The organism is Hymenobacter guriensis (assembly GCF_015773195.1).
Classification (GTDB): domain Bacteria; phylum Bacteroidota; class Bacteroidia; order Cytophagales; family Hymenobacteraceae; genus Hymenobacter; species Hymenobacter guriensis.
Window position 1 is genome coordinate 90,489 of record NZ_JADWYK010000011.1, and the last position, 22,186, is coordinate 112,674.

Here is a 22,186-nt window from a genome sequence, read left to right on the forward strand (position 1 = left end):
GCCCAACCAGGGCCCGGAAGGCCTCCATATCGGCGGGCTTCAGCTTTTCGTCGGAAGCCTTACGCCGAGGCGGGGTATTGCGGCTAATCCTACTCTTATCCGGAAGTAACCTCAGGCCGAAACCAGCCTGATTGGAATCCTCTCCGCTTAGCCGACGGGCCCGGGCATTTTCGCAGCCATCAGCTAAGCGCCAAACGCAGCGACCGGCTGCTTCTTCGTAAGTTGAGGCCGATATATTTTACTTACATAAGTATGCCTTTGCTCCGTTCCGCGCTGCTGTTGCTGGTTTCTCTGTCGGCGGCCTGCCAAGCGCAGAAGCTACCCAAACTCAACCTTACCCTTAAGCAGGAGCTGGATCAGATGGAAGCCGTAGATCAGCAGTATCGCCGGCTTTTCGGGAGTGGGCCAGGTATGGAAGCAAAATTTGACTCGGTAGCCAAGGCCGCGGGCATTTCGCCGGAGCAGGTGGGGTCTTACCTTAGTCAGCGTATGGTGGCGCAGGATTCCATCAACATTCAGCGCGTGGGCCAGATCATTGCGCAATATGGCTACCCTGGCAAAACGCTGGTAGGTGAGCCGACCAATGAGGTGACTTTGCTCGTAATTCAGCACTCCACCCGCATTCCGCGCTACCTGAAGCTGGTTGAACGGGAGGCTGCTAAGGGCGAAGTGCCGTTCTACCTCTACGCCCGCATGCTCGACCGGCACCTGATGTATCAGAACAAGGCCCAGCTCTACGGCACCCAGGGCTGCAGTTACGGCGTACCCAACCCCGCCACCAGCCAGCGCGAAACCGTGTCCTTTATCTGGCCCATCGAAGATGCCGCCCGCGTGAACGAGCGGCGCAAGCAAGCCGGCTTCGACTCTACGGTGGAAGAAAATTCCCTGCGCCTGGGCATTCCCTACAAACCGATGACGCTGGCCGAAGCACTGCGGATCAAACAAGCTTCCCAAACGCCGGCCAGGTAGCTACCGCTAGACTGCTGCCAGGGCGCGGCTGTACTTGGCGCGGTATTGCTTGGGCGAGAGACCGGTGATGCGCCGGAAGGCCACCCGAAAGGCCTTAGGGTCGGAGTAGCCCACGCGGTACATCACCTCGTTTACGTTGTCGCGCGAGGATTCCAGGCTGTTTTTGGCCGCTTCAATCTTCACCCGCTGAATGTACTCGACCACGGAGTTGGTGGTGGCTTTCTTGAAGCGCCGCTCCAGGTTGCGGCGGCCCAGGGCCAGCATATCCGCCAGCTGCTCCACGGTTATCTTCTCCTGATAGTTTTCCTCGATGTAGTCCTGGGCCTTGCGGATGGGCTCGTCGTCGTGCGCTTTCTGACCATTGAACACGATAAACGCCGACTGGCTCACGCGCTCCATATCAATCTGAAACACCTTGGCGCAGAGCACGGCCATGTCGTGGCCGGCGTACTTCTCAATGAGGTACAGCACCAGGTTGAGGTAGGAAAATGCCCCGCCGCTGGAATACAGCCCCCGCTCATCGGTGATAAGCTTGTGCTCAATGAGCTCCACGGCCGGGAACATGCGGCGGAAATCCTGGGCGGCGGCCCAGTGGGTGGTGCACTGGCGGCCGTCGAGCAGGCCGGTGGCAGCCAGCAGAAACGCGCCCACGCACAGGCTGGCTACCTCGGCACCCTGTTGGTACTGCCGCACAATCCAGGGCAGAAACTCCTTGTTGGCTTCCAGCGCCACTCCCAGGTCGCCATCCATGGCCGGAATAATCACCAGATCAGTAGTGGGTACATCGGCCAGCAAAAGCGGGGTGGCAATGGTATAGAGGCCGCCGCACACCGGCGTTTCGGGCTTCAGGCCCACCAGCTGTACCGCAAACAGTGGTGGCTGGCCCAGGCGTGCCAGCAGAGCATTCACTTCCGAGAAAACCAGGCGTGGGCCCTCAATACTGCCCAGAATAGCGCCCTGCGGCACCAGGATGGATATACGTTTCATGGCAATAAAGCTGTGGTGGACAGATGTCGGAATCAACCCCAAATTAGTCGGAATAGCCCCGTTCCAAGGACGAGGGTCTTGCTAATTTTGTTGGCTTTCAAAGATTAAATGTAGCAAATATTACTACATTACTTAGCAAGCACCGCGCCTGATCTTTCTTTTCTTTCACTTCATACCTTTCTCAGCCATGCAAACGCCCCGCCTCACTCCTTACCTCATCTTCAACGGTAATTGCCGCCAGGCCATGACCTTCTATCAGCAGTGCCTGGGCGGTGAGCTGATGGTGCAAACGTACGAAGGCACACCTGCCGCCGAGCAGGTGGGGCCCGAAGTACTCCAGAACGTGCTGCACTCCTCCCTGACCACAGCCGATATGGTACTACTAGCCTCCGACTCCGGGCTGGGCCCCGCAGCCAAGGGCGACATGGTTTCCCTCTCCCTCAACTGCCAGAGCCCGGAGGAAATTCAGCGCCTGTTTGAGCAACTCTCCGTCGGAGGCACCGTCACGATGCCGTTGCAGGACACGTTCTGGGGTGCCACGTTCGGCATGTTTGCCGACCAGTTCGGCATCGACTGGATGCTCAACTACGATAAGCCTCAGCAGTAAGCCCGGCCATTTTCTACCGCCAAATTCATTTAGCTATGAATAAGCTCAACCTGCTGTACTGGATTGTCACGGGGCTGCTGGCCCTGCTGATGACGCTGTCGTCCGTGCCTAACGTGCTGAGCTCCCCGGAGTCGGTGGAGTTTTTCCGGCACCTGGGCTACCCCGCCTACCTCGTGCCTTTTCTGGGCGTAGCCAAGCTGCTGGGCGTGCTGGCTATTCTGGTGCCCGGCTTTCCGCGCCTGCGGGAGTGGGCCTACGCCGGCTTTGCGTTTGATTTGACCGGGGCGCTGTACTCTTTTATTTCCGTGGGCGACCCACCGGGTATGTGGTTTCCGCTGCTGATTGGCCTGGCTTTGATTGCGGCCTCGCACTACCTCAACCGCCGCCGCACGGAAGCAGCTGCGCCCGCACTCAGCGTGGCCTAGCGCTTTCTTTCCGCCTGAAAAAATACCGATGAGAAAAGTAGTGGTATCTGAGTTTGTGTCGCTGGACGGGGTGATGGAAAAACCGGAGCGGCTGATGCCCTTTTTCGGCGAAGAGCAGAAACGCTACAAGCTTGAGGAGCTGCTGAACGCCGACACGCTGCTGCTGGGCCGCGTTACCTACGAAAGCTTCGCCGCCGTGTGGCCCACGCAAACCGACGAGCAGGGTTTTGCCCGCCGGATGAACTGCCTGCCCAAATACGTAGTCTCCGGCACGCTGCAAACCGCCAGCTGGCACAACACCGCCATCATCGGGAAAAACGTAGTGGCGGAAGTGCAGCGCCTGAAAGCGCAGCGCGGCGAGGATATTCTGGTGTATGGCAGCGGCCAGCTGGTGCAGGCGCTGCTGCGGCACCACCTCGTGGACGAATACCGGCTGATGACGTTTCCGATGATGCTGGGCGGCGGCAAGCGGTTTTTCCCGGAAGACGGCCTACCCGCCACGCTGAAATTGGTAGATACCACGCTGTTCTCTACCGGCACTATTCTGCTAGTCTATCATCCCGTCTGGAGCTAGGCTAACTCAGTACCCATCAAAAAGCCCCGGCTGCAACGCGGCAGCCGGGGCTTCGGGGTGTAAGTTGTTCGTCGTTTATTTTCAAGTTACTGACAACGAACAACTACGAGCAAATCAAGCTTAGCAGTTGCCGCTTTCCAGGTCGCAGGCAGCGCCGGCGGAGCCGGCCAGCTGTACGGGCTGCGGGCGAGCTTCTTCCCACACTTTCTGCAGAACCTCTTCAAACAGCTCGGCCGGCTGCGCGCCCGACACGGCGTACTTGTCGTCGAACACGAAGTAAGGCACCCCGCGTACCCCGATCTGGTGGGCCTGGTACTCGTCGTGGCGCACTTCGTCGGTGAAGTCGTCGGAAGCCAGCAGGTGGGTTACCTCGGCGGCAGGCAGCGCCAGGTCGGCGCCCAGGCGGGTGAGCGTGGCCGGGTCATTCACATCCAGGCCCTCTTCGAGGTAGGCTTTAAACAGCCGCTCCTTGGCCGCATCCTGCAGCCCATGTTTAGCCGCCAGGTGCACCAGGCGGTGCGCCCGCAGGGAGTTGGCGGGCACCAGCCGGTCGAAGTCGAAGGCCAGGCCTTCCTGGGCGGCCATCTGCGTCATATTGGCGCTCATCTCGCGGGCCCAGGTTTCCGGCTTGCCGTATTTGGCGGCCAGGCGCACGTACTGGTTTACGCCCGGCTCGGGGTTGGCCTGCGGGTCCAGCTCAAAGCTGCGCCACTGCAGGTCTATCTGGTCGGCGTGCGGAAAGCGGGCCAGGGCCGTTTCCAGGCGCCGCTTGCCGATGTAGCAAAAGGGGCACAGGATATCGGACCAGATTTCAACTTGTATCTTTTTCATGGCAGGAAAAGTCGGTTTGGGATGCTGTATAAGCCGGCCGGCGGCCAAAAGGTTTCCTGGAAGTCCCCGAGCAGCTGGTGGGTCGAGCCAGAATTATGCGTATTCTTACAGGCTGAGTCCAGTGTTCCTTTTTCTCTGCTTTCTTCGATGAAACGCCTTTTCCTGCCCGTGCTGGCGGCCATAGTGCTGGCCGGCTGCAACCAAACCAGCCAGCCGGCCGAGCAGCCCGCCGCTACCACCACCGACCAGACCGCCCTGGATACCGCCGCGGCCGATGGCACAGCTACCGCGCCCGCCGCCAAGGAGGCACCCCAGCTGAAAACCGCACCCGGCCCCGAGGCTGTAACGGCTTCCCTGCGCTTCAAGCCTGTGGCCGGGGCCCTGCGCACCGAGGCGTTCCTGAAGCTGGCTGGCAAGGAAACCAAGGAAATCAACCTCGGCACCTTTCCCGGCAAGCCTGATGTGGTAGATGCCGCCAAGGCCGAGCGCGCGGGTTACCCCCAGGGCTGGATAGTAGGCTTCCGCAGCTATGAGCCCGGCTCCGGCACCGGCGCCGATGTGGCCGTGCTGCCCGGCGACGACCTTTCGCACCTGCGCATCATGCAGCGCCGTATTGATGAGTCGGCCTCCGAGCCCTTCACGTTCCAGATTGCCCGGGAGCTGTCCTTGGCCGGCCCCAGCAAGCTCACGCCAGCCAAGTAACTCCGGCTACATATGGCGGTGGTTCAGGTGTTTGAGGCGCGGCTGGAGCACGGCGGCCCCAGCTTTATGCCCACCCAGATTGTGGTAGTGCCTCCGCTGGTGTTGGCGGCGCTGGGCCAGCCCCTGCCCCGCCGCGTGGTGGGCACGCTCAACGGCTGCGCCATCCGGCGCGGGCTGCTGCCGCTGCCGGGCGGGGGCCGCTACCTCATGCTCAACAAGGATATGTGCCGGGAGGCCGGGGTGCAGGTGGGCCAACTGGTTTCGCTCACACTGGCCCCCGACCCCGAGCCGGACCGCGTGGATTTGCCCGAGGAGCTGGCCGAGGCGTTTGAGGCCTGGCCCGAAGCATTAGCGGGCTTTCAGCAACTCAGCGGTAGCATGCAGCGGGCTATTGCGGCACATGTGGCCACGGCCAAGCAGCCCGAAACCCGCGCCCGCCGGGCAGTGGAGTTTACCGAGCGGCTGGCGCGGGGCGCCCACCCGTTTCGTAAGCTGTAAAGCGCAGAAAGGCCTGGCGGAGACTGGCATGCAACTTTTCGGGCCGGGCAAGTATCCTAATCAGGCTTGATTTAACGCTGCCGTAGTATGCGCCTTCCTTTCTATTCTGCTTCTGCCGCCCTGTGTCTGCTGACTGCCAGCCTCCTGCCCGGCTGCATCCATCCCGTGGAAGATGAGCCCCGGCCCGCCGAGCCCCCTTTGCTCGATACCCGCTGGCAGCTGACAATTCTGGGTACGACGCCCGTGAGCGAAATGCCCAACTTTTTTGCGAAGCCCGATTTTCAGCTCTCCACCGGCACCGGGCGGCTGATGGCCCACGCCTACTGCAACGGCATTGGCGGAGCCTTCACCACCGCCGCCGAAAACAAGCTCAGCTTCGACCAGCTGACCGTTACGCTGGCAACGTGCGAGGATGATGCCACCGGCTTTGAAAACAACTATTTCATGGCGCTGCGGGCCACCCGGCGTTTTCTAGTGCTCGACAGCACCCTCCGCCTGTTCGATGACACAAACCCCGAGCCCGTAGCGTATTTCCGGGTGGCCCGGTAACGGCCGGTTTGAATCCTGCAACCGCCCGCGTACGTTGCGGGCGCTATGGCTGATCTGCTTTCTGCTATTATTCCCCTGCGTATTGAGGCTATCCGGGAAGAAGTGCCCGGGGTGAAAAGCTTTGTGCTGGCGCCAGTGGCTCCGGCCTCGCTGCCTTACCGGGCCGGGCAATACCTCACGCTCCTCTTTCGGCGGTACGGCCGCGAGGTACGCCGCTCCTACTCCATCAGCTCCGCCCCGGCCCTAGGTGAGCCGCTGACCATCACCGTCAAGCGCATCGATAACGGGCTGATTTCGCGGTGGCTGATAGATGAAGCCCGCCCCGGCGAGCAGCTCCAGACCATTGGCGCGGCCGGGTTCTTTACCTTGCCCGAGGAGCCCGCCGCCTTCCGGCAACTGGTGCTGGTAGCGGCCGGCAGCGGCATTGCACCCATGCTGGGGCTGCTGAAAACGGCGCTGCACACGCACCCCACTGCCCGCGTCCTGCTGGTGTACAGCAACCGCACGCCAAGCCACACCTTGTTTCGGGAGGAGCTGTTGGCCCTGCAGGCCCGGTTTCCTCAGCGGCTGCACCTGGAGCTGCTTTATAGCGTAGATGCCAACCTGGGGCGGGCCCGCCTGCACAAGCCGCTACTGGAAGACCTGGTACACCGCTTCAGCCCCGGACCAGTGGCTGGCACGCTGGCCTACGTGTGCGGCCCGCTCGACTTTATGCGCATGGCTACCTACGCCCTGCACGCGGCAGGGCTGCCCTTGTCCGATATCCGCCGGGAGCTATTTACCCCTATTGCTGTTCCCGCCACCCACGTGCCGCCCGATATGGCTGCGTACCCCGTCAGTATTCGCTGGCGCGGGCAGGAATACGTAGTGCCGGTGCAGTATCCGAGCACCATTCTGCGGGCGGCCCGGCAGCAGGGGCTGGCCTTGCCCTACAGCTGCGAGGCTGGCCAGTGCGGCAACTGCGTGGCCCGCTGCACCGCCGGCCGCGTATGGATGAGCCTGAACGAGGTCCTGACGGATAAGGAAACCGAGCGGGGCCTCGTACTCACCTGCACCGGCTACCCTATCGGCGGGCCTGTGCGCCTGGAATTCTGATGATATGCAGTGTCTGGCTACGACCGAACTCCCGGGCGGCTGCGTATGTTGAGCATGCACATGAAAAAACTTCTGTTTCTCCTGCTGGCGGTGCTGGGCACGGCCAGCTGCGAGGCGGCCCCCGGCAGCCAGCCCACCCAGGACGACCACCGCTTTGCCGAGCTGCCCAAGCCCCAGGCGGGCGAGGCCGTGGCCACCTTTGCCAGCGGCTGCTACTGGTGTGCCGAGCACGTGTTTGAAAGCCTGAAAGGGGTGCGCACCGTTATTTCGGGGCACTCGGGCGGCACCGCGGTTTCACCTACTTACGAGCAGGTAGGCCGGGGCGGCACCGGCCACGCCGAAGCCATCCAGGTGTATTACGACCCCAAAGTCATCAGCTTTGAAACCCTGCTGAAGGTGTTTTTTGTGCAGCATGACCCTACCACCCTAAACCGCCAGGGCCCCGACGCGGGTGAGGAATACCGCTCCATTGCCTTCTACCGCACGCCCCAGGAAAAAGCGCAGATTGAGGCCGAAATCAAGCGGGTTAATGCCTCCAAGCGCTACTCCAGCCTCATCGTGACGCAGGTAGTGCCGTTCAAGGTCTTTTACCCAGCGGAGCGCTACCACCAGGATTACTTCGTGCACCACCCCGAAAACCCGTACATCCAGACGGTATCTACCCCGCGCTACCAGCACTTTGCCCGGGAATTCCCACAGCTGCTGCAAACCAAGTAGATGTATCTGCCGTGCCCTGGGAGCCAGTCCCTGCCCACTAACTGCCGGGCAGGGACTGGCTTTTTTGTATGCTGCTGACCATCCACGGGGGTCTTGCGCCCTTCTGCCTTGTCCGGCCGACACCAAAGTTTCTGCGCTCATGCAACCTTTGGGCCCGGCAATAGGGTCTTATCCCAGCAGATTCATTGAATATTCCAGCAAGCTCAACTGCCCGCCTGCTTTTTATGACTACGCGCCACGCTATATTATTCAGTGGGTTAGCTACCGGTTTACTGGTAGCCAGTATTGCGTATGCTCTGCCCACATCTGCGGGCTCTCCGCCCTGGCTCCTGTGCTCCCTCGACGGCAAAAAGCTCCCACCAACTCATGCCACCCGCCCTTCCGATACCGGATTTTCTTCGGCGGCCGCCTGGTCGCTGAGTGCCCTGCCGCAGCCGCTGGCCGGTAGTGGTACCTTCTCCTGCCCGCTGTCGTTGCGGGTGCGCTCCTGGGTGCACGTCATTGCCACCATGCTGCACTGCGATGATGCCACCGCGAAGTTTGAGCTGCGCTACCTGAACCTGCTCGGCCAGGTTTCTTACTACGAAACCAGCGGCCGTCACCTCTACCTTTACGACGACGCACACCAGCAGCCCCGTCTGGCTTTCGAGCTGCAGGCCAACCACGCTCCCCTGGCCGCGTCGGTAGCCCCGGCTTCTCCTACGCTTTAGGGTAGTTGCTTTTGTTTATTATTAGTTGTCATTAGTTGTCTGTAATCTGACACCGACAAACAACTCCTGACAAACAACCCGCAATTTAAAAGCCGATATCCAGCACAAGCGGCTGCACAAGCCACTCGCCCGACCGCACGTTGTAGATGGTGCGCACGCCCAGTTCAAACGGCGTGCGCAGCCGCAGGGCATTGAACACAAACGACACATCGGCGCCAATGGTGTGGTAGGTTTCCTGTACTGTTGCCGTGCGGCCATCGGTGGTGCGCCCGGGCAGGTCGCCGAGGGCAGCATCGTAGAATACGCCGCCCACCACGCGCTGCACGTACAGCCAGCGGCCCAACGTCCAGTCGGGGTCGGCCAGGGGCAGGCGGTATTCGGCGCTGCCAGTCAGCAGCTGAGTGAAGTTGTCGTAGCTCTGCCCACGAGGAAAAAACACGGCCCCGGACAGCGGAAAGGCATCTACTTTCTGTCGCTGATAGCCGGCCCGCATCCGTACCGCGTGGTGGCGCCCAATACCCGGGAAGTACCCGTTGGCCTGCGCCGCCAGTTGCCAAGTGGAAAGTCCGAGGCCAAAAGGCGTGGTACGAGCCGAAAGCAGCAGCGTCTGGCCCCAGCGCGGCGCCACATCCCGCTGGCTTTGCTTGAGCAGGCGGTAGTACGACAGGGACGTGGACAGCAGATGCAGAGAGTTGCGGCCCACTTGGTTCAGGGAACGGTAAGGCAAATCGTAGCCCTGGCTTTGTTGAGCGGTGTAGTAAGCGCCCACGGTGAGTGCCTGCCGGAAGCGGTTGTGGGTGAGTTGCAGCGGCACGCGGGCTCCCACCGTCAGGCTGGTGTACTGCCACTGGTCGCGGCGCAGGCTGTCCAGGGTTTCATCTTGATCAATAAATAGCGTAGTGCGGCGCTGGCCTCGCTCCAGGGTGGCATCGAGCACCGGAAACAAGCCTTGGTAGCTGGCCGTGGCAAACACACGGCCAGTGCGTTCCGTCTGATCGTAGCCTATGCCAGCCACCGTTTGCAAGGTACTCAGCACATCCTGCGACCGGACACCCACGCTCAGCCCGCTGCCCGAGGGCGACTGAATGAGGCCCCAACTGAACACGTTGAACAGGTGGGCGGCCGGGCGGTAGCGCCGCACGCTTAGCGGCTGGTCCGGGACAGCTACCAAGGAGTCGCCGGGAAGTACGGGGCCTACCTGCCGGGCGCCGGCATCAGTTTGCACCACGGGCTCTATGTAGGCGGCTGGGTCGTGGCCGGGGGCGGCGGGCGTCCAAAGCGCGGGGTTCAGCGGCAGTTCGGCCACCCGGCTGCCGGTGCTCCGGAATACGTGAAACGCCAGGCGCTGCCCGTTTGGTGCTACGGCCCCGTGGTAGGCCCCCAGGGAGTCGTGGGTGACCTGCAGGCGCTGACCGGTGCCGGTATGCACGGCGTACACCTGGTCCTGGCCCGACTGCGGGGAGTTAAACAGCACGTAGTCGCCCCAGGGCTGGGGGTGGCTGATGTTGAGTTCAGCGGCCGGCAGCAGCTCCCGGCGCTGGCCCGTCGTCAGGTCAATTTCTTCCAACGCCTTGCCAGCGGGCTTGAGTGTAACGACCACAGCCCGGCGCTGATCGGCGCTCCAACGAGGCTGCTGCAGCTGGTGGTTGTCGGGGTTGGGCATCACCTGCAGCTCCTGGCCGGTGCGGGCATCCAGCACTACCAGCTCGGTGCGGTAGGCAGCGTCGGTGCGCACGGCCAGCAGGCGCGTGCCATCCGGCGAAAGCGCGGCGGCGGTGTAGCGACCCCGGGGCGTAAGGCGCGTAACCTTGCCCGTAGCCACATCCAGCACCCGCAGCTCGGAATACACGCGCTGCAGCCAGCGGGCATCGTAGCGGTACTCGGGCCAGCACACCTTGCCCCCGCCTACCGACAGCATTTCGGGCAGATTGAGCAGGCCCGGCATGTGCAGCGGCTGCTCCCGACCACTTTGGTGCAGCAGCACCAGCTGGGCCGCGTCGCCGAGGCCGCTTTTCAGGGCTACCACGGTGCTGTCGTTGAGGTACTGTGGATATTGATACTGGGTGAAAACGCGGCGCTCTGGCTGGGTGGCGAAGTACGCCGGGGCCAGACCGGCTGGCGCAGGCATGGCTGCGGCGGTCTGGCGTCGCCAGGTGGAATCCAGCTCGGCGAGGGTGCGGCGGTACAAGTCTTCTACCCGCAGGCCAGTGGTACGGCGCAGGCTGTTGGAAAACGAGAACGGGTAAGCCGGGAACCGGTAGTAGCGGTCCAGTACGGGGCCCCACACGTCGGGGCCGTAGTGGTGCTTGGCATAGGAAGTCAGAAAGTAGCCCAGCACGTAGTGGTTGGGCACGTTGTCGCGGTAAGAGCCGGCCACGGCCTTGGCGTAGGTGTAGCGCCGCGCCGCCAGCAGATTGGCCCGCAGGTCCACGTCGAAAGCCGGAATGCGGCCCCGGCCGCTGCGCGTGAGAATGGTTTCGGTACCCACGGCGTCGCCCTCGGCAAACCAGTCGGGCACGCCGATGGTGGTAGTGCCCAGCCCGCCGTAGCCAAACAGCCAGTACGCCAGCCGCGACGCGCCTTGCCGGGGCTTTTCGTACTGCACCACGTGGCGGTACTCGTGGATGGCCAGCTGGTCGAGCCAGTCGATGGTGCCCGACAGAAACGGGTCCTGGGGCGGCGTGGTGAAGAACTCGGAGCGGCGCGGCAGCACCGTCACGAAGCCATTGCCGATGGTGTTCTGGGTTTGCAGCACCACCGTCACGGGCCGGGGCCGCACGCCCAGGGAGGCACCTACCGGCTCGTACACCTGCTCCAGCCGCTGGGCCGTGCGCTGGGCCCGCTGCTCGAAGCCGGCCGGATACAGCACCCGGAAGTGGGCCGTGCGCACCTCAAACCAGCGCAACGAAGGCGGATTCTGGTTGAGCACCGGAAACTGCTGGGCCACGGCCGGAGCCGCCATCAGCACACCACTAAGGAAAGCAAGCCAGAACCACACGCGCATAGGTGGCAAGGTAGCGCGTTGACGGCATTTCCGGCGAGGCAGCCCAAGGTTTTGACTTTGTAGCGCGGGCGTTTTCAGGAGGCGTCGGGGTAAATTCTTCGGCGTAGATTACGGCCTCTATCCGACCTTCTTTCCGGCCCGCATGCCCACTCCTGCCCTTCTCTCCAAGCTGCCCGACGTAGGCACCAGCATTTTCTCCGTGATGTCGCAGCTGGCCCAGGAGCACAGCGCCATCAACCTGGCCCAGGGCTTCCCCGACTACGACCCGCCGCAGGAGCTGCTGGAGGACCTGGCCCGGCACGCCACCACGCCCGGTCATCAGCAGTACGCGCCCATGCCCGGCCTGCCCCGTCTGCGCGAGGCCATCAGCCACAAAACCGCCCTGCTTTACGGGGTACCCGCTCCCGACCCGGCCACCGAAATTACCATCACAAGCGGAGCTACGGAGGCCCTGTACGCGGTGCTGGCAGCCGTGGTGCATCCGGGCGACGACGTGTTGGTGCTGGAGCCCGCCTACGATTTGTACGGTCCCGCCATCCGGCTGCAGGGCGGCCGACCCGTGTACGTGCCCCTGCGCCCCACCGACTTCCGGCCCGACTGGGACCAGGTAGCAGCGGCCCTTACGCCGCGCACCCGGCTTATCATGCTCAACACCCCGCACAACCCCAGTGGCGCGGTACTCACGGCCGAGGACTGGAACACGCTGGCGGCGCTGCTCGAAAACACGGATACACTAGTGCTGTCGGATGAGGTATATGAGCACATGGTGTTTGACGGGCAGCCGCACCGCAGCGCCCTGCAGCATCCGCAGCTGGCCGAGCGAAGCTTTGTGCTGTCGTCGTTTGGCAAAACCTACCACGCCACCGGCTGGAAGGTGGGCTACTGCGTGGCTCCGCCGGCCCTCACGGCCGAGGTGCGGCGGGTGCACCAGTTCCTCACGTTTGCCGTGCACACGCCCACCCAACACGCCTTAGCCGATGTTCTTTCCCACGCCGACCACTTCCGGGAACTGCCCGGCTTCTACCAGCACAAGCGCGACCTGTTTGCGGAGTTGCTGACCGATACCGGCTTCGAGCTGCTGCCGGTGGCCGGCGCCTACTTTCAGCTGGCCCGCTACCGGCAGCTTTCGAGCTTACCCGACGTAGAGTTTGCCCGCCGCCTCACCGCCGAAACCAGGGTGGCAGTGGTGCCGGTGTCGGCCTTCTACCACGATGGACACGACGACGGCCTTATCCGCTTCTGCTTTGCCAAGCGCGACGAAACCCTGCAGGCAGCAGCTGAGCGGCTAAGCCGGTTATGAGCTGTCAGTTGCTGGTTTTTAGTTGTCTGTTGTTGGAGCAGCCTCATGGGCACTGCACAGTTCCACGTCCGGCTCCCCGGCTCCTTTTCGAAAGAGGGAGCTGGGGCTTGGGTCGGCTACTGTCAACTGGCAACCGGAAACTGACAACAAGCAACTGCTTTGTTATCTTCTGAATCGCACGTACCTTAATCCAAGAATTCCGCACTTATCTCCTATTGCATTGCCTGCTGGCTTTTCAGGTCATCAGTGAACAGCCCGCCCGCTTCCTCTCCATATTCGTCTCTGCTCAACTTCCTTACCGTGTCGGATTTAACCGTTTCTTTCGTGCAGGCTGCCCTGCAATGGCATCAGCCTGAGGCCAACCGTGCCGAGCTTACCCGCCTGCTTAGCCAGCTGTCGTTTTCCTCGGACATTATCGTGCTGCCCGAAATGTTCAGCACGGGCTTCAGCATGGAAGCCGAGGCGCTGGCTGAGCCGGTGGAAGGCCCTAGCCTGGCCTGGATGCGGGAGGTGGCTGCCCGACATGACTCGGTGGTGACGGGCAGTCTGATGGTGCGGGACGACGGGCGCTTCTACAACCGCCTGTTCTGGGTGCGCCCCGACGGCACGTACAGCCACTACGACAAGCACCACCTGTTCACGTTTGCCCGGGAGCAGGACACCTACACGCCCGGCACCGCCCTGCTGCTGGAGGAGTGGCGCGGCTGGCGCATTCGGCCCCTTATCTGCTACGATCTGCGCTTTCCGGTGTGGAGCCGCAACTCGGCCGAGCAGCCCTACGACCTGCTGATTTACATGGCCAACTGGCCGGCCATTCGCCGCACCGCCTGGATGACGCTGCTCCGCGCCCGTGCCATCGAAAACCTAGCGTACACGCTCGGGGTCAACTGCGTGGGCATGGACAGCCAAGGCCAGCACTACGCCGGCGACTCGGCTCTGCTGGATATGAAGGGTGAGTATCTGGTAGAAGTCGGCAACCACGAAACCAGCATCACGCGCACCCTGCGTCGCAACGAGCTGGATGCGTACCGCCGACGCTTCCCTGCCCTGCAGGACGCTGACCCGTTCACCCTGCTGTAAGTGTAAGTGAGGAGTAGTAACAAATCCGTTAAAGCCCTACAGCCCGTCATGCTTCGGCTTCGCTCAGCATGACGGGCTTCATAATTTCTCTCCTCCTCATAGCCCTCTCACCGCACTACCAGGCGGCGGGTAGCCAGCTGCCCATTCGCAGCTTCGGCACGCACCACATAAACACCCTTGGCCAGCCCCTGAAGTTCCAGCTGATGCACGCGCCGCAGCGCCACCACCGTGCGCACCGTTCGGCCGGTGAGGTCCAGCACGGTGAGGCGGGTGGGCACAGGCGTTTCTACGGTAGCCTGGTGGTCGGTAGCGGGCACGGGGTACACCTGAAAGCTGAACGTTGTTTTGGCGGGCCGGGTGGCCGTTTCTACGTCGCGGCGGAGGCGGAAGCTTTGCAAGCCCCCTTCCTCCAACCCAATCAGCAGTTCCGGCTGCTGGTCGCCGGTGAGGTCGGCGGCGGCCAGGCCCAGGCGCAGGCTGGTGGAGCTGCCCAGGCGGGCCGAGCCATACTGCCCGGTGAGAGGCTGGTAAAACAAATCCGTGCGCCCGGTGAAGGCGCCGGTCTGGGCGGCCACATCGGCGAAAAAGCGGACAGCACCCGAGTTATCGGAAGTCAGCAAGTCCATCTTACCGTCGCCATCCAGATCGACCAGCAGCGGCTGCAGGTTCGTAGGCACATAGTCATCGGCGGTGCGCACCTGCCCAAAATCGTCCGTCACTAATGTAAATTGCAGCTCGGCGCCGGGCACCTGCCGGTAGTAGCGCAGGGCCCCGGTACCACTGATTTCGTTGGTACCCACCACCAGATCGGGGTACTGGTCGCCGTTGAGGTCGGCGAAGGCTGGGGCCAGGCCAATGAGGTTACCAAGGCCAGCCGCTTCTTTGAGTTGGGTGAGTTCGAAACGGGCAGGCTGGCCGGCCGCGGCCTGGTTAAGCAGATACCACAGGCGAGAAGTGCCGTTCAGCGAAGCCCCGAAGGCCAGGTCCACGGCACCATCTTTATTGAGGTCGGCGAAAGTCGGTTTCAGGTTAGTGAAGCCCTTGGCCGCCAGCCCAAGATAGTCTTCCGACACACGCTTGAAGACTGGTTCCTGCGCCGTGCCTTCGTTGCGGTAGTAGTGCAGGGCGGCGTGGTAGGTGCCGCCGCTGGGTACGTCGCCGGCGCTGGCCACGAGCAAATCCAGCCGGCCGTCCCCGTCCATGTCGGCCAGGGCGGGCGTGGCGGCCTCGCTCACGTCCACCATCTGGCCCTGCAGAAAATCGGGCTGGCGGTAGGTGAAGGCGGGCACCGCGGCCGTGCCGGTGTTGGCGTAAAGCCAGGTGCTCTGGCGCAGGGCCACCTGGTCGGCATTGTTGATGAGCGTGGGTGTCACCAGCAAATCGGGGCGGCCATCGAAGGTCACGTCGGCGAAGTAGGCACCGGGAAAGTTTGGCAGCCGCACGGGCGTGGTGCCCGCCGGAAACTGCGCGTTCTGGCCAGCGCTTTTCATCAGGGCCTGCGCGGAGGTACCATCGTTGCGGAGGCTCACCAGCTCGGGGCACTGGTCGCGGCCCGTGAGCAGGTCCCGGTCGCCGTCCCCGTCCAGGTCAAAGGAAGTCAGCACGAAGCCGCCGGTGTGCTGAGGCGCGGCGGCGCGGCACTGTGCCTCAAACACGAAGCTGGTGCAGGAAGCCAGGCAGGAGTTGAAGCGGCCCCAGTAGTTGGTTTCGAGCCGGAAGCTGAGGCCGCCGCAGGCCGCACTCACGTTGCGGTACCAGCTCACGGTGGAAGTCGACACGAAATCCACGAGCAGCAAATCGAGTTTGCCGTCTCCGTCCACGTCATCAATGGAAGGCACGTCGTAGGCTCCGGCAAAGATATTGCCGCTGTTGGTAGCCGAGTTGAAAAACTGCAGCTGACTGCTGACCAGGGTAAATTTCAGCTGCCCCTGCGCATCTACGTCCTGGCGGTAGACTCGAATATCCCCACCGTTGGCGTGAGTGAAGAGGTCGGGGCGCCCGTCGCAGTTGTAGTCGCGCAGCAGGGCCCAGTTGCGCATGTCGGCCGGGAACAGGGCTTCATACTGCGGAGCGTACTGCCAGCTGTGCTGACCGGCCGCGTCGGTTACATTCAGGTAGGTGGTGGCCCGGTTGCTCATGCGGTCGAAGGCAAACAGGTCGTTCTGGCCGTCCTGGTTGAGGTCGATGGAGGAGAACTGCGGAGCGTTGAAGCCACCGGCCCAGGCCAGGGGCAACGTCTCGGAGCCGTGTGCTACTTTTGCCAGCGGTTGGTACTCCAGGCCCCAGCTAACTGCCTGCTGCGCCCGCGCCCCGAGCGTGCCGGCGGCCAGCAGCCCGGCAAGTAGTCCTAGTCTTACGCGTCGAATCATTCGGAAGGCGGTTTTAGCAGCCAACACCGCTGCCCCGCCGGAAGTTACACCCTTGCTTTTTATGGCCGCGCCTTCTGCTCTCTATTCCCGCTTCCTGGCCAGTTCCGGCGTCAGCACCGATTCGCGCCAGCCCCAGAATGGCACCTTGTTCGTAGCTCTGAATGGCCCCAGCTTCCGGGGCCTCGACTTTGCTCCGCAGGCCCTAGCCAAGGGGGCGCGGTTTGCGGTGGTAGACGATGCCGAGCTGGCCGCCCAGTCCCCGGACCGTTACACCTACGCCCCCGACCCTTTGGTGGCTTTGCAGGAGCTGGCCCGGGAGCACCGCCGCCAGTTTACTGGCCCCGTGCTGGCCGTGACGGGCTCCAACGGCAAAACCACTACCAAGGAGCTGTTGCACGCCGTGCTCAGCCGGCGCTACCGGGTGCAGTACACGCGCGGCAACCTCAACAACCACATTGGCGTGCCGCTCACGCTGCTCAGCATCCAGCCGCAGGAGCACGAGGTGGCCATTGTAGAAATGGGGGCCAACCACCAGGGCGAAATTGCCTTGCTCTGCGGCATTGCCGAACCCACTCACGGGCTCATCACCAACATTGGAAAGGCTCACCTCGAAGGATTTGGCGGCACTGAGGGCGTAGCGCGGGGCAAAGGCGAGCTGTGGCAGTACTTAGCGGCGCACGAAGGAACGGCCTTCGTAAATACGGCCGATGCGAAGGTGATGGAACGTGCCCAGGTTGTGGCGCAACAGATTACCTACCCCGGCCTGGCCGACACCTATCCGGCCGAGCTGCTTAGCGCGGCGCCGCATGTGGTGCTGCGCCTGTTTGATGGTACTCCAGTTGAAGCTCAGATAAACGGGGGCTACAACTTCCTGAACCTGGCCGCCGCCGCTGCCGTGGGCGCCCATTTCGGCGTACCGGCGGATGATATTGCGGCCGCTCTGGCCGGCTACGCGCCCACCAATAACCGCTCCCAGCTGGTGCGCACTGAGCACAACGAGCTAGTGCTGGATGCCTATAACGCCAACCCCAGCAGCATGGCAGCGGCCCTGGCCAGCTTTGCTGGCCGCCCCGGCGCGCTCAGCAGCAAAATGGTGATACTGGGGGACATGTTTGAGCTGGGCCCGGAAAGTGCGGCCGAGCACCACGCGCTGGGTGAGCAGCTAGCCAGCTACGGGTTTGGCTCGGTGGTGCTGTGTGGCGCCGAAATAGCCGCCGCCCGCCGCCCCGGCTTCCACCACTTCCCTACCAAAGCCGAAGCCGCTGCTTGGCTGGCACACAACACGCCTCAGAGTCAGCAGATCCTAGTGAAAGGCTCCCGTGGCATGGGTCTGGAAACGCTGGTAGAGTTGCTTTAAACCACGGATCCGCGCAATCTGTGGTTAAAACGGGCTGTCCAGATCGGCCAGCAGGGGAAGTACTTGGTCTTTGGCGGAAATGGTAGCATTTTCTACGCCCCACTGGATGCCCAGAGCAGGGTCGTTCCAGAGCAGGCCGCCTTCGGCCTGGGGGGCGTAGTAGTTGGTACACTTGTAGAGAAAAAGCGTGTTGTCTTCCAGGGCCGCGAAGCCGTGGGCAAAGCCTACGGGCACATACAGCATGTTGTAGCGGGTGGCATCCAGCTCCACGGCCACGTGCTGCCCGTAGGTGGGCGAGTCGCGGCGAATATCCACGATAACGTCGAGGGCGCGGCCGGCGGCTACGCGCACCAGCTTGGCCTGGGCGTGGGGCGGCTTCTGAAAGTGCAGGCCCCGCACTACGCCCCGGTCGGAACGCGACTGGTTGTCCTGCACCCACTCGCCCACGATGCCGGCCTCGCGCATACGCTGCTCACTGAACGATTCGAAGAAGGCCCCGCGGACGTCGCCAAACACACGCGGCAGCACTTCTACCACGCCAGGAATATCAAAATACCGAAACTCCATACCAGCCAGTAAGAGAAAACTATCAAACAGAAAAGTTAAAAATCAGGGGCGCCGGCCTACTTCCTGCACCACGCGCAGGTACTTATCGAGCACAATCTGCTCATCAAACTTCTCCACGGCCAACTGGCGGCTGGCGCGGCCCATTTCGGCTAGCCCGGCATCAGGGATGCGCTGTACCTGCAGCATTTTTTCGGCCAGGTCGGGGCCACTGCGCACCTGGCAGAGCAGGCCGTTTACACCGTTTACCACGGTTTCGCGGCAGCCGGGCACGTCCGTCGTTACAATGGGTTTGCCCATGGCGGCGGCTTCCAGCAGGGTTTTGGGCGTGCCTTCGCGGTAGCTGGGCAACACCACGCAATCGGCCTGGGCAATGTGGGCCGCCACGTTGTCGGAAGTGCCGAGGTACTCCACGTGGCCGGCCTGCAGCCACTGCTCAAATACGGCCCGCTTCACGCCTACGCCCCCGCTTTCATCAATGCCGCCCAGCAGCTGAACCCGGGTGCCGGGCATGGCTTCGCGCACCAGACGGGCAGCTTCAAAGTACTCTTCCACGCCTTTTTCGTAGAGCACGCGCGCAATCATCAGGAAGGTGAAAGGCTGGTGACGCTGAAAGGTGGTGGCGGGCTGAAAGGCAGCGGTGTCGATACCGGAGCCGGGCAACAAGTCGGTAATGCTTTTCTGCACCAGGCCATGATCCAGAAACAGCTGCCGGTCGTCGTCGTTCTGGAAAAACACGCGGCGCGGAAACTTGAATGCAAAGCGGTACAACCCAAGGGCGACCTTGCTCACCAGGTTTTTCACGATGAACACCGTACCCAGGCCCGATACGTTGTTGACGCTGGGAATACCGGCCAGCTTGGCGGCCAGCGTGCCGTAGATGTTGGGCTTGATGGTGTACTGCAGCACCACATCGGGCCGCTCGCGCCGGTAGATCTGGTAGAACCGGCGCGTGAGCAGGGCGTCTTTGGCCGGGTTGGTGCCCTTGTTTTCCATCAGAATAGGCACGTAGCGGCAGCCCAGCTCGGTTTCCAGCCGCTCAGAGTAGGCATCGGGCGGGGCTATGGCCAGCACTTCATGGCCGGCGGCCTGCAGGGCTTTCACCAGGCTGCGGCGGAAGTTCCAGATGTTCCAGGAGGTATTGATGACAATGGCGACGCGCATGCAGCAGAGAGAGTTCGGAGCGCAAAGGTAGGCGTTGCGGGCGGCTCGGCCGGCCTTGCGGCGTAGTTTCGGTTATTTTGCGCCGCGTTACGTTGTTTGCTGCCAATATGATGTCTTCTCTGCGTACTCCCCGCTCTTTTCTGCTCACTGGCTTGCTCGGCGCGGCTTTGCTGGCTGGCTGCCAGGGTCAGGAGCCCGGCCGGCAGCCCAATGCCACGGTGGCCGCCGGCCAGGTGCTGGCCCCCGGCCAGGCCCTGTATGAGCAGAACTGCACGCCCTGCCATGGCTCCGACGACAAACGCGGCCTCAACGGCGCCCACGACCTCACCAAGAGCAACCTCAACCAGGCCGGCCGGGTGTACATGGTCACGAACGGCCTGGGCAACATGCCCGGCTTCAAAAACCAGCTCAGCCCCGAGCAGATAGAGCAGGTAACTGCCTATTCACTGTCGCTGAAGTAAGCCGTGATGAGGTGACGCGTACTTAATATCAGTTGATGGAGACAGAGCGGCCGTTGCCTATGCCCTCATTATCTCTTTGCTGTTTTCCCCGTAAGAAGTTTGCTGCCTGACAGGCTTCTTTTCTTTTCCCGCTTCTGCATTATGGCCAACAAACCCGCCTCCAAACGTCGCCAAAACAGTACCCGCCATCCCGGCGCCGTGGATACGGCCAAGGGCCGCGCCGGCCGCATTCTGGCCCAGGGCAACAAAGACGCTACTTACGAAACCGCCCGGCAGCAGGAAACGGCCGTGCTGGTGGCCGTGCCCGACAAGCGCCAGGCCGATGCCCTCACCCAGGAATACCTCGATGAGCTGGCCTTCCTCACCGAAACCGCCGGCGCGGTGGTGACGCGTCGCTTTGTGCAGCGCCTCGAAAAGCCCGATATCCGCACGTTTGTGGGGGAGGGCAAGCTCGAGGAAATCAAGGCCTACGTGCAACACAGCGGTACCAGCATGGTCATTTTTGATGATGACCTCTCGCCCTCGCAGCTGCGCAACCTGGAAGCCGAGCTGCAGGTGAAAATCGTGGACCGCTCCCTGCTCATCATTGACATTTTCGCCAGCCGGGCCAAATCGGCTACGGCCCGCACCCAGGTGGAGCTGGCCCAGTACCAGTACCTGCTGCCCCGCCTCACCGGCCTCTGGACTCACCTGGACAAGCAGCGTGGGGGCGGCGTAAGCCAGCGCGGACCGGGGGAAACCGAAATTGAAACCGACCGCCGCGTGGTGCGGGAACGAATTGACTTCCTGAAAGAGCGCCTCAAAGAGCTCGACAAGCAAAGCCACACCCAGCGCAAGTCGCGCACGGGCATTGTGCGGGTAGCACTGGTGGGCTATACCAACGTGGGCAAAAGCACCATTATGAACCTGCTGAGCCGAGCCGACGTGTTTGCCGAAAACAAGCTCTTCGCCACCGTGGATTCTACCGTGCGCAAAGTGGTGCTCGAGGCCACGCCCTTCCTGCTGTCCGATACCGTCGGATTTATCCGCAAGCTGCCCACCCGCCTGATCGAAAGCTTTAAAAGCACGCTGGATGAAATCCGGGAGGCCGATCTGCTGGTGCACGTAGTGGATATTGCCCACCCCGCCTTCGAAGACCACATTGCCGTGGTGAACGATACGCTCAAGGATATCGGGGCAGCCGACAAGCCCATGCTGCTCGTTTTCAACAAGATTGACCAGTACGATGCCGCCGCGGCCGACACGCCCCACGACTTCGAAGGCATGAATCCCGACGAAGACCACGTGCCCCGGCCCACGCTGGAGCAGCTCCAGGCCACCTACATGGCTAAGCTCCACGACCCGGTAATTTTCATTTCGGCCACGGAGCGCACCAACATCGACGAGCTGCGGGCCCTGCTGGTGCGGCATGTATCGGCTTTGCACGCGCAGCGCTTTCCCGGCCAGAGTGCCGAAGGCTGGAACGAAACGCAATAGTTGACCTACCGTTGCGGGCTGAGCCGCGCTTTTTCCCGCTACGCGGTAGTGGAATCACCAATTAATTGCGTTCTTAGCGCCCCCGTTGTTGCAGCACGGGAATGCACCCTCCCTATTCCACAGCTCACTCACCCAGAAAAGGCCCGCTCCGCAGCGGGCCTTTTTATTTACCGGTTAATCTTGAGTTGATACAGAACCATTTGCCAAGGTCGGCAGTAAAGAAGCGCGCTACGCTTTCCTGCCCTGCTTATGAAGACCCTGTACCTGATGCGCCATGCCAAATCCAGCTGGAGCTTCGAAGACCTTTCCGACCACGACCGGCCTCTCAACGACCGGGGCCGCGACGATGTTCCCGCTATGGGCCGCGCCCTGGCCGAGCGCCAGATTCAGCTGGATTTGCTGGTGAGCAGCACGGCCGTGCGTGCCCTCAGCACGGCGGCGCTGGTAGCCAAGGAGCTACAATACCCGCACGAGCAGATCAAAGTAGAGGAGCGTATTTACCGCGCCGACCCGCTGGAGTTGCTGGCCGTGGTGCGCGAGCTGCCCGACGAGGCTGACGCGGTGCTGCTCATCGGCCACAACAATACCATCACCGACTTTGCCAACCTGCTTTCGCCCAGCGCCATTCCCGAGATGCCCACAGCCGCGGTGGTGTGCCTGAAGTTCGACATCGGGCGCTGGCAGAACCTGGACCGCACCAACGCCGAATACTACTTTTTCGACGCGCCCAAGCACCACCGGGGCTAA

Annotated in this window: 22 protein-coding genes; 16 read left to right on the top strand and 6 right to left on the bottom strand. The window is 62.5% G+C overall.

The annotated features are described in order from the left end of the window. The first annotated feature begins 252 nt into the window (after nt 1-252). Nucleotides 253-969 (top strand): DUF6624 domain-containing protein, encoded by a 717-nt coding sequence (locus I5L79_RS16775; protein WP_196956226.1) that lies wholly within the window; start codon nt 253-255, stop codon nt 967-969. Between the two features lie 6 nt (nt 970-975). Here I5L79_RS16775 and I5L79_RS16780 read toward each other — a convergent pair whose 3' ends face one another. Further along, nucleotides 976-1,956: a GlxA family transcriptional regulator gene (locus tag I5L79_RS16780; RefSeq protein WP_196956227.1), complete on the bottom strand. Its 981-nt coding sequence runs from the start codon at nt 1,954-1,956 to the stop codon at nt 976-978. Between the two features lie 187 nt (nt 1,957-2,143). Between I5L79_RS16780 and I5L79_RS16785 the strand changes: the two genes are divergently transcribed. Genes I5L79_RS16785 through I5L79_RS16795 form a run of 3 tightly spaced genes read left to right on the top strand, consistent with a single transcriptional unit; the run spans nt 2,144 to nt 3,562 of the window. Further along, on the top strand, nt 2,144-2,563 hold the full coding sequence (locus tag I5L79_RS16785; protein ID WP_196956228.1) for a VOC family protein: 420 nt from the start codon (nt 2,144-2,146) through the stop codon (nt 2,561-2,563). Nucleotides 2,564-2,598: 35 nt separating this feature from the next. Next, nucleotides 2,599-2,988 (top strand): DoxX family protein, encoded by a 390-nt coding sequence (locus I5L79_RS16790; RefSeq protein ID WP_196956229.1) that lies wholly within the window; start codon nt 2,599-2,601, stop codon nt 2,986-2,988. Nucleotides 2,989-3,016: 28 nt separating this feature from the next. Then, nucleotides 3,017-3,562 (top strand): dihydrofolate reductase family protein, encoded by a 546-nt coding sequence (locus tag I5L79_RS16795; RefSeq protein WP_196956230.1) that lies wholly within the window; start codon nt 3,017-3,019, stop codon nt 3,560-3,562. A 120-nt stretch (nt 3,563-3,682) separates the two neighbouring features. Here I5L79_RS16795 and I5L79_RS16800 read toward each other — a convergent pair whose 3' ends face one another. Continuing rightward, on the bottom strand, nt 3,683-4,393 hold the full coding sequence (locus I5L79_RS16800; protein WP_231403167.1) for a DsbA family oxidoreductase: 711 nt from the start codon (nt 4,391-4,393) through the stop codon (nt 3,683-3,685). 147 nt (nt 4,394-4,540) lie between these two features. Between I5L79_RS16800 and I5L79_RS16805 the strand changes: the two genes are divergently transcribed. The 6 genes from I5L79_RS16805 to I5L79_RS16830 all read left to right on the top strand — a co-directional run bounded on the left by I5L79_RS16805 (nt 4,541) and on the right by I5L79_RS16830 (nt 8,664). Further along, the gene (locus I5L79_RS16805; RefSeq protein ID WP_196956231.1) at nt 4,541-5,095 is read left to right on the top strand and encodes a hypothetical protein; all 555 of its coding nucleotides are present in this window, start codon (nt 4,541-4,543) and stop codon (nt 5,093-5,095) included. Nucleotides 5,096-5,107: 12 nt separating this feature from the next. Beyond that, nucleotides 5,108-5,593, top strand: coding sequence for a YdeI/OmpD-associated family protein (locus tag I5L79_RS16810; RefSeq protein ID WP_196956232.1), 486 nt, complete (start codon nt 5,108-5,110; stop codon nt 5,591-5,593). Between the two features lie 87 nt (nt 5,594-5,680). Beyond that, on the top strand, nt 5,681-6,142 hold the full coding sequence (locus I5L79_RS16815; RefSeq protein WP_196956233.1) for an META domain-containing protein: 462 nt from the start codon (nt 5,681-5,683) through the stop codon (nt 6,140-6,142). A 45-nt stretch (nt 6,143-6,187) separates the two neighbouring features. Next, a complete protein-coding gene (locus I5L79_RS16820; protein ID WP_196956234.1) occupies nt 6,188-7,237 on the top strand; it encodes a ferredoxin--NADP reductase in 1,050 nt (349 codons plus the stop codon). A gap of 60 nt (nt 7,238-7,297) precedes the next feature. Then, the gene (msrA, locus tag I5L79_RS16825) at nt 7,298-7,954 is read left to right on the top strand and encodes a peptide-methionine (S)-S-oxide reductase MsrA (RefSeq protein WP_196956235.1); all 657 of its coding nucleotides are present in this window, start codon (nt 7,298-7,300) and stop codon (nt 7,952-7,954) included. A gap of 224 nt (nt 7,955-8,178) precedes the next feature. Then, nucleotides 8,179-8,664, top strand: a complete 486-nt coding sequence (locus I5L79_RS16830; RefSeq protein WP_196956236.1) for an META domain-containing protein — start codon at nt 8,179-8,181, stop codon at nt 8,662-8,664. An 85-nt stretch (nt 8,665-8,749) separates the two neighbouring features. On the opposite strand, the gene I5L79_RS16835 is transcribed toward I5L79_RS16830, so the two are convergent. Beyond that, nucleotides 8,750-11,668, bottom strand: a complete 2,919-nt coding sequence (locus I5L79_RS16835) for a TolB-like translocation protein (protein WP_196956237.1) — start codon at nt 11,666-11,668, stop codon at nt 8,750-8,752. A 142-nt stretch (nt 11,669-11,810) separates the two neighbouring features. Here I5L79_RS16835 and I5L79_RS16840 point away from each other — a divergent pair, with 142 nt between their 5' ends. Both I5L79_RS16840 and I5L79_RS16845 read left to right on the top strand, forming a co-directional pair. Further along, the gene (locus I5L79_RS16840) at nt 11,811-12,968 is read left to right on the top strand and encodes a methionine aminotransferase (RefSeq protein WP_196956238.1); all 1,158 of its coding nucleotides are present in this window, start codon (nt 11,811-11,813) and stop codon (nt 12,966-12,968) included. Between the two features lie 300 nt (nt 12,969-13,268). Next, nucleotides 13,269-14,048 carry an amidohydrolase gene (locus tag I5L79_RS16845; RefSeq protein ID WP_196956239.1) on the top strand — a complete coding sequence of 260 codons (780 nt, stop codon included), beginning with the start codon at nt 13,269-13,271 and terminating at the stop codon, nt 14,046-14,048. A 107-nt stretch (nt 14,049-14,155) separates the two neighbouring features. Here the strand turns inward: I5L79_RS16845 and I5L79_RS16850 are convergent, their stop codons facing one another. Next, a complete protein-coding gene (locus I5L79_RS16850; protein ID WP_196956240.1) occupies nt 14,156-16,417 on the bottom strand; it encodes a T9SS type A sorting domain-containing protein in 2,262 nt (753 codons plus the stop codon). 61 nt (nt 16,418-16,478) lie between these two features. Between I5L79_RS16850 and I5L79_RS16855 the strand changes: the two genes are divergently transcribed. Further along, entirely contained in the window at nt 16,479-17,774 is a 1,296-nt protein-coding gene (locus tag I5L79_RS16855) for a UDP-N-acetylmuramoyl-tripeptide--D-alanyl-D-alanine ligase (protein WP_196956241.1), read from the top strand. A 24-nt stretch (nt 17,775-17,798) separates the two neighbouring features. Here the strand turns inward: I5L79_RS16855 and rfbC are convergent, their stop codons facing one another. Together rfbC and I5L79_RS16865 are read right to left on the bottom strand one after the other, a co-directional pair. Continuing rightward, complete coding sequence (gene rfbC, locus I5L79_RS16860; protein ID WP_196956242.1) at nt 17,799-18,341, bottom strand: dTDP-4-dehydrorhamnose 3,5-epimerase; 543 nt, start codon at nt 18,339-18,341, stop codon at nt 17,799-17,801. Nucleotides 18,342-18,383: 42 nt separating this feature from the next. Continuing rightward, the gene (locus tag I5L79_RS16865) at nt 18,384-19,502 is read right to left on the bottom strand and encodes a glycosyltransferase family 4 protein (RefSeq protein WP_196956243.1); all 1,119 of its coding nucleotides are present in this window, start codon (nt 19,500-19,502) and stop codon (nt 18,384-18,386) included. A gap of 107 nt (nt 19,503-19,609) precedes the next feature. Here I5L79_RS16865 and I5L79_RS16870 point away from each other — a divergent pair, with 107 nt between their 5' ends. The 3 genes from I5L79_RS16870 (at nt 19,610) to I5L79_RS16880 (ending at nt 22,186) form a co-directional block, all read left to right on the top strand. Then, nucleotides 19,610-19,963 (top strand): c-type cytochrome, encoded by a 354-nt coding sequence (locus I5L79_RS16870; protein ID WP_196956244.1) that lies wholly within the window; start codon nt 19,610-19,612, stop codon nt 19,961-19,963. Between the two features lie 141 nt (nt 19,964-20,104). Then, nucleotides 20,105-21,439: a GTPase HflX gene (gene hflX, locus I5L79_RS16875; RefSeq protein WP_196956245.1), complete on the top strand. Its 1,335-nt coding sequence runs from the start codon at nt 20,105-20,107 to the stop codon at nt 21,437-21,439. Between the two features lie 249 nt (nt 21,440-21,688). Next, nucleotides 21,689-22,186 (top strand): SixA phosphatase family protein, encoded by a 498-nt coding sequence (locus tag I5L79_RS16880; RefSeq protein ID WP_196956246.1) that lies wholly within the window; start codon nt 21,689-21,691, stop codon nt 22,184-22,186.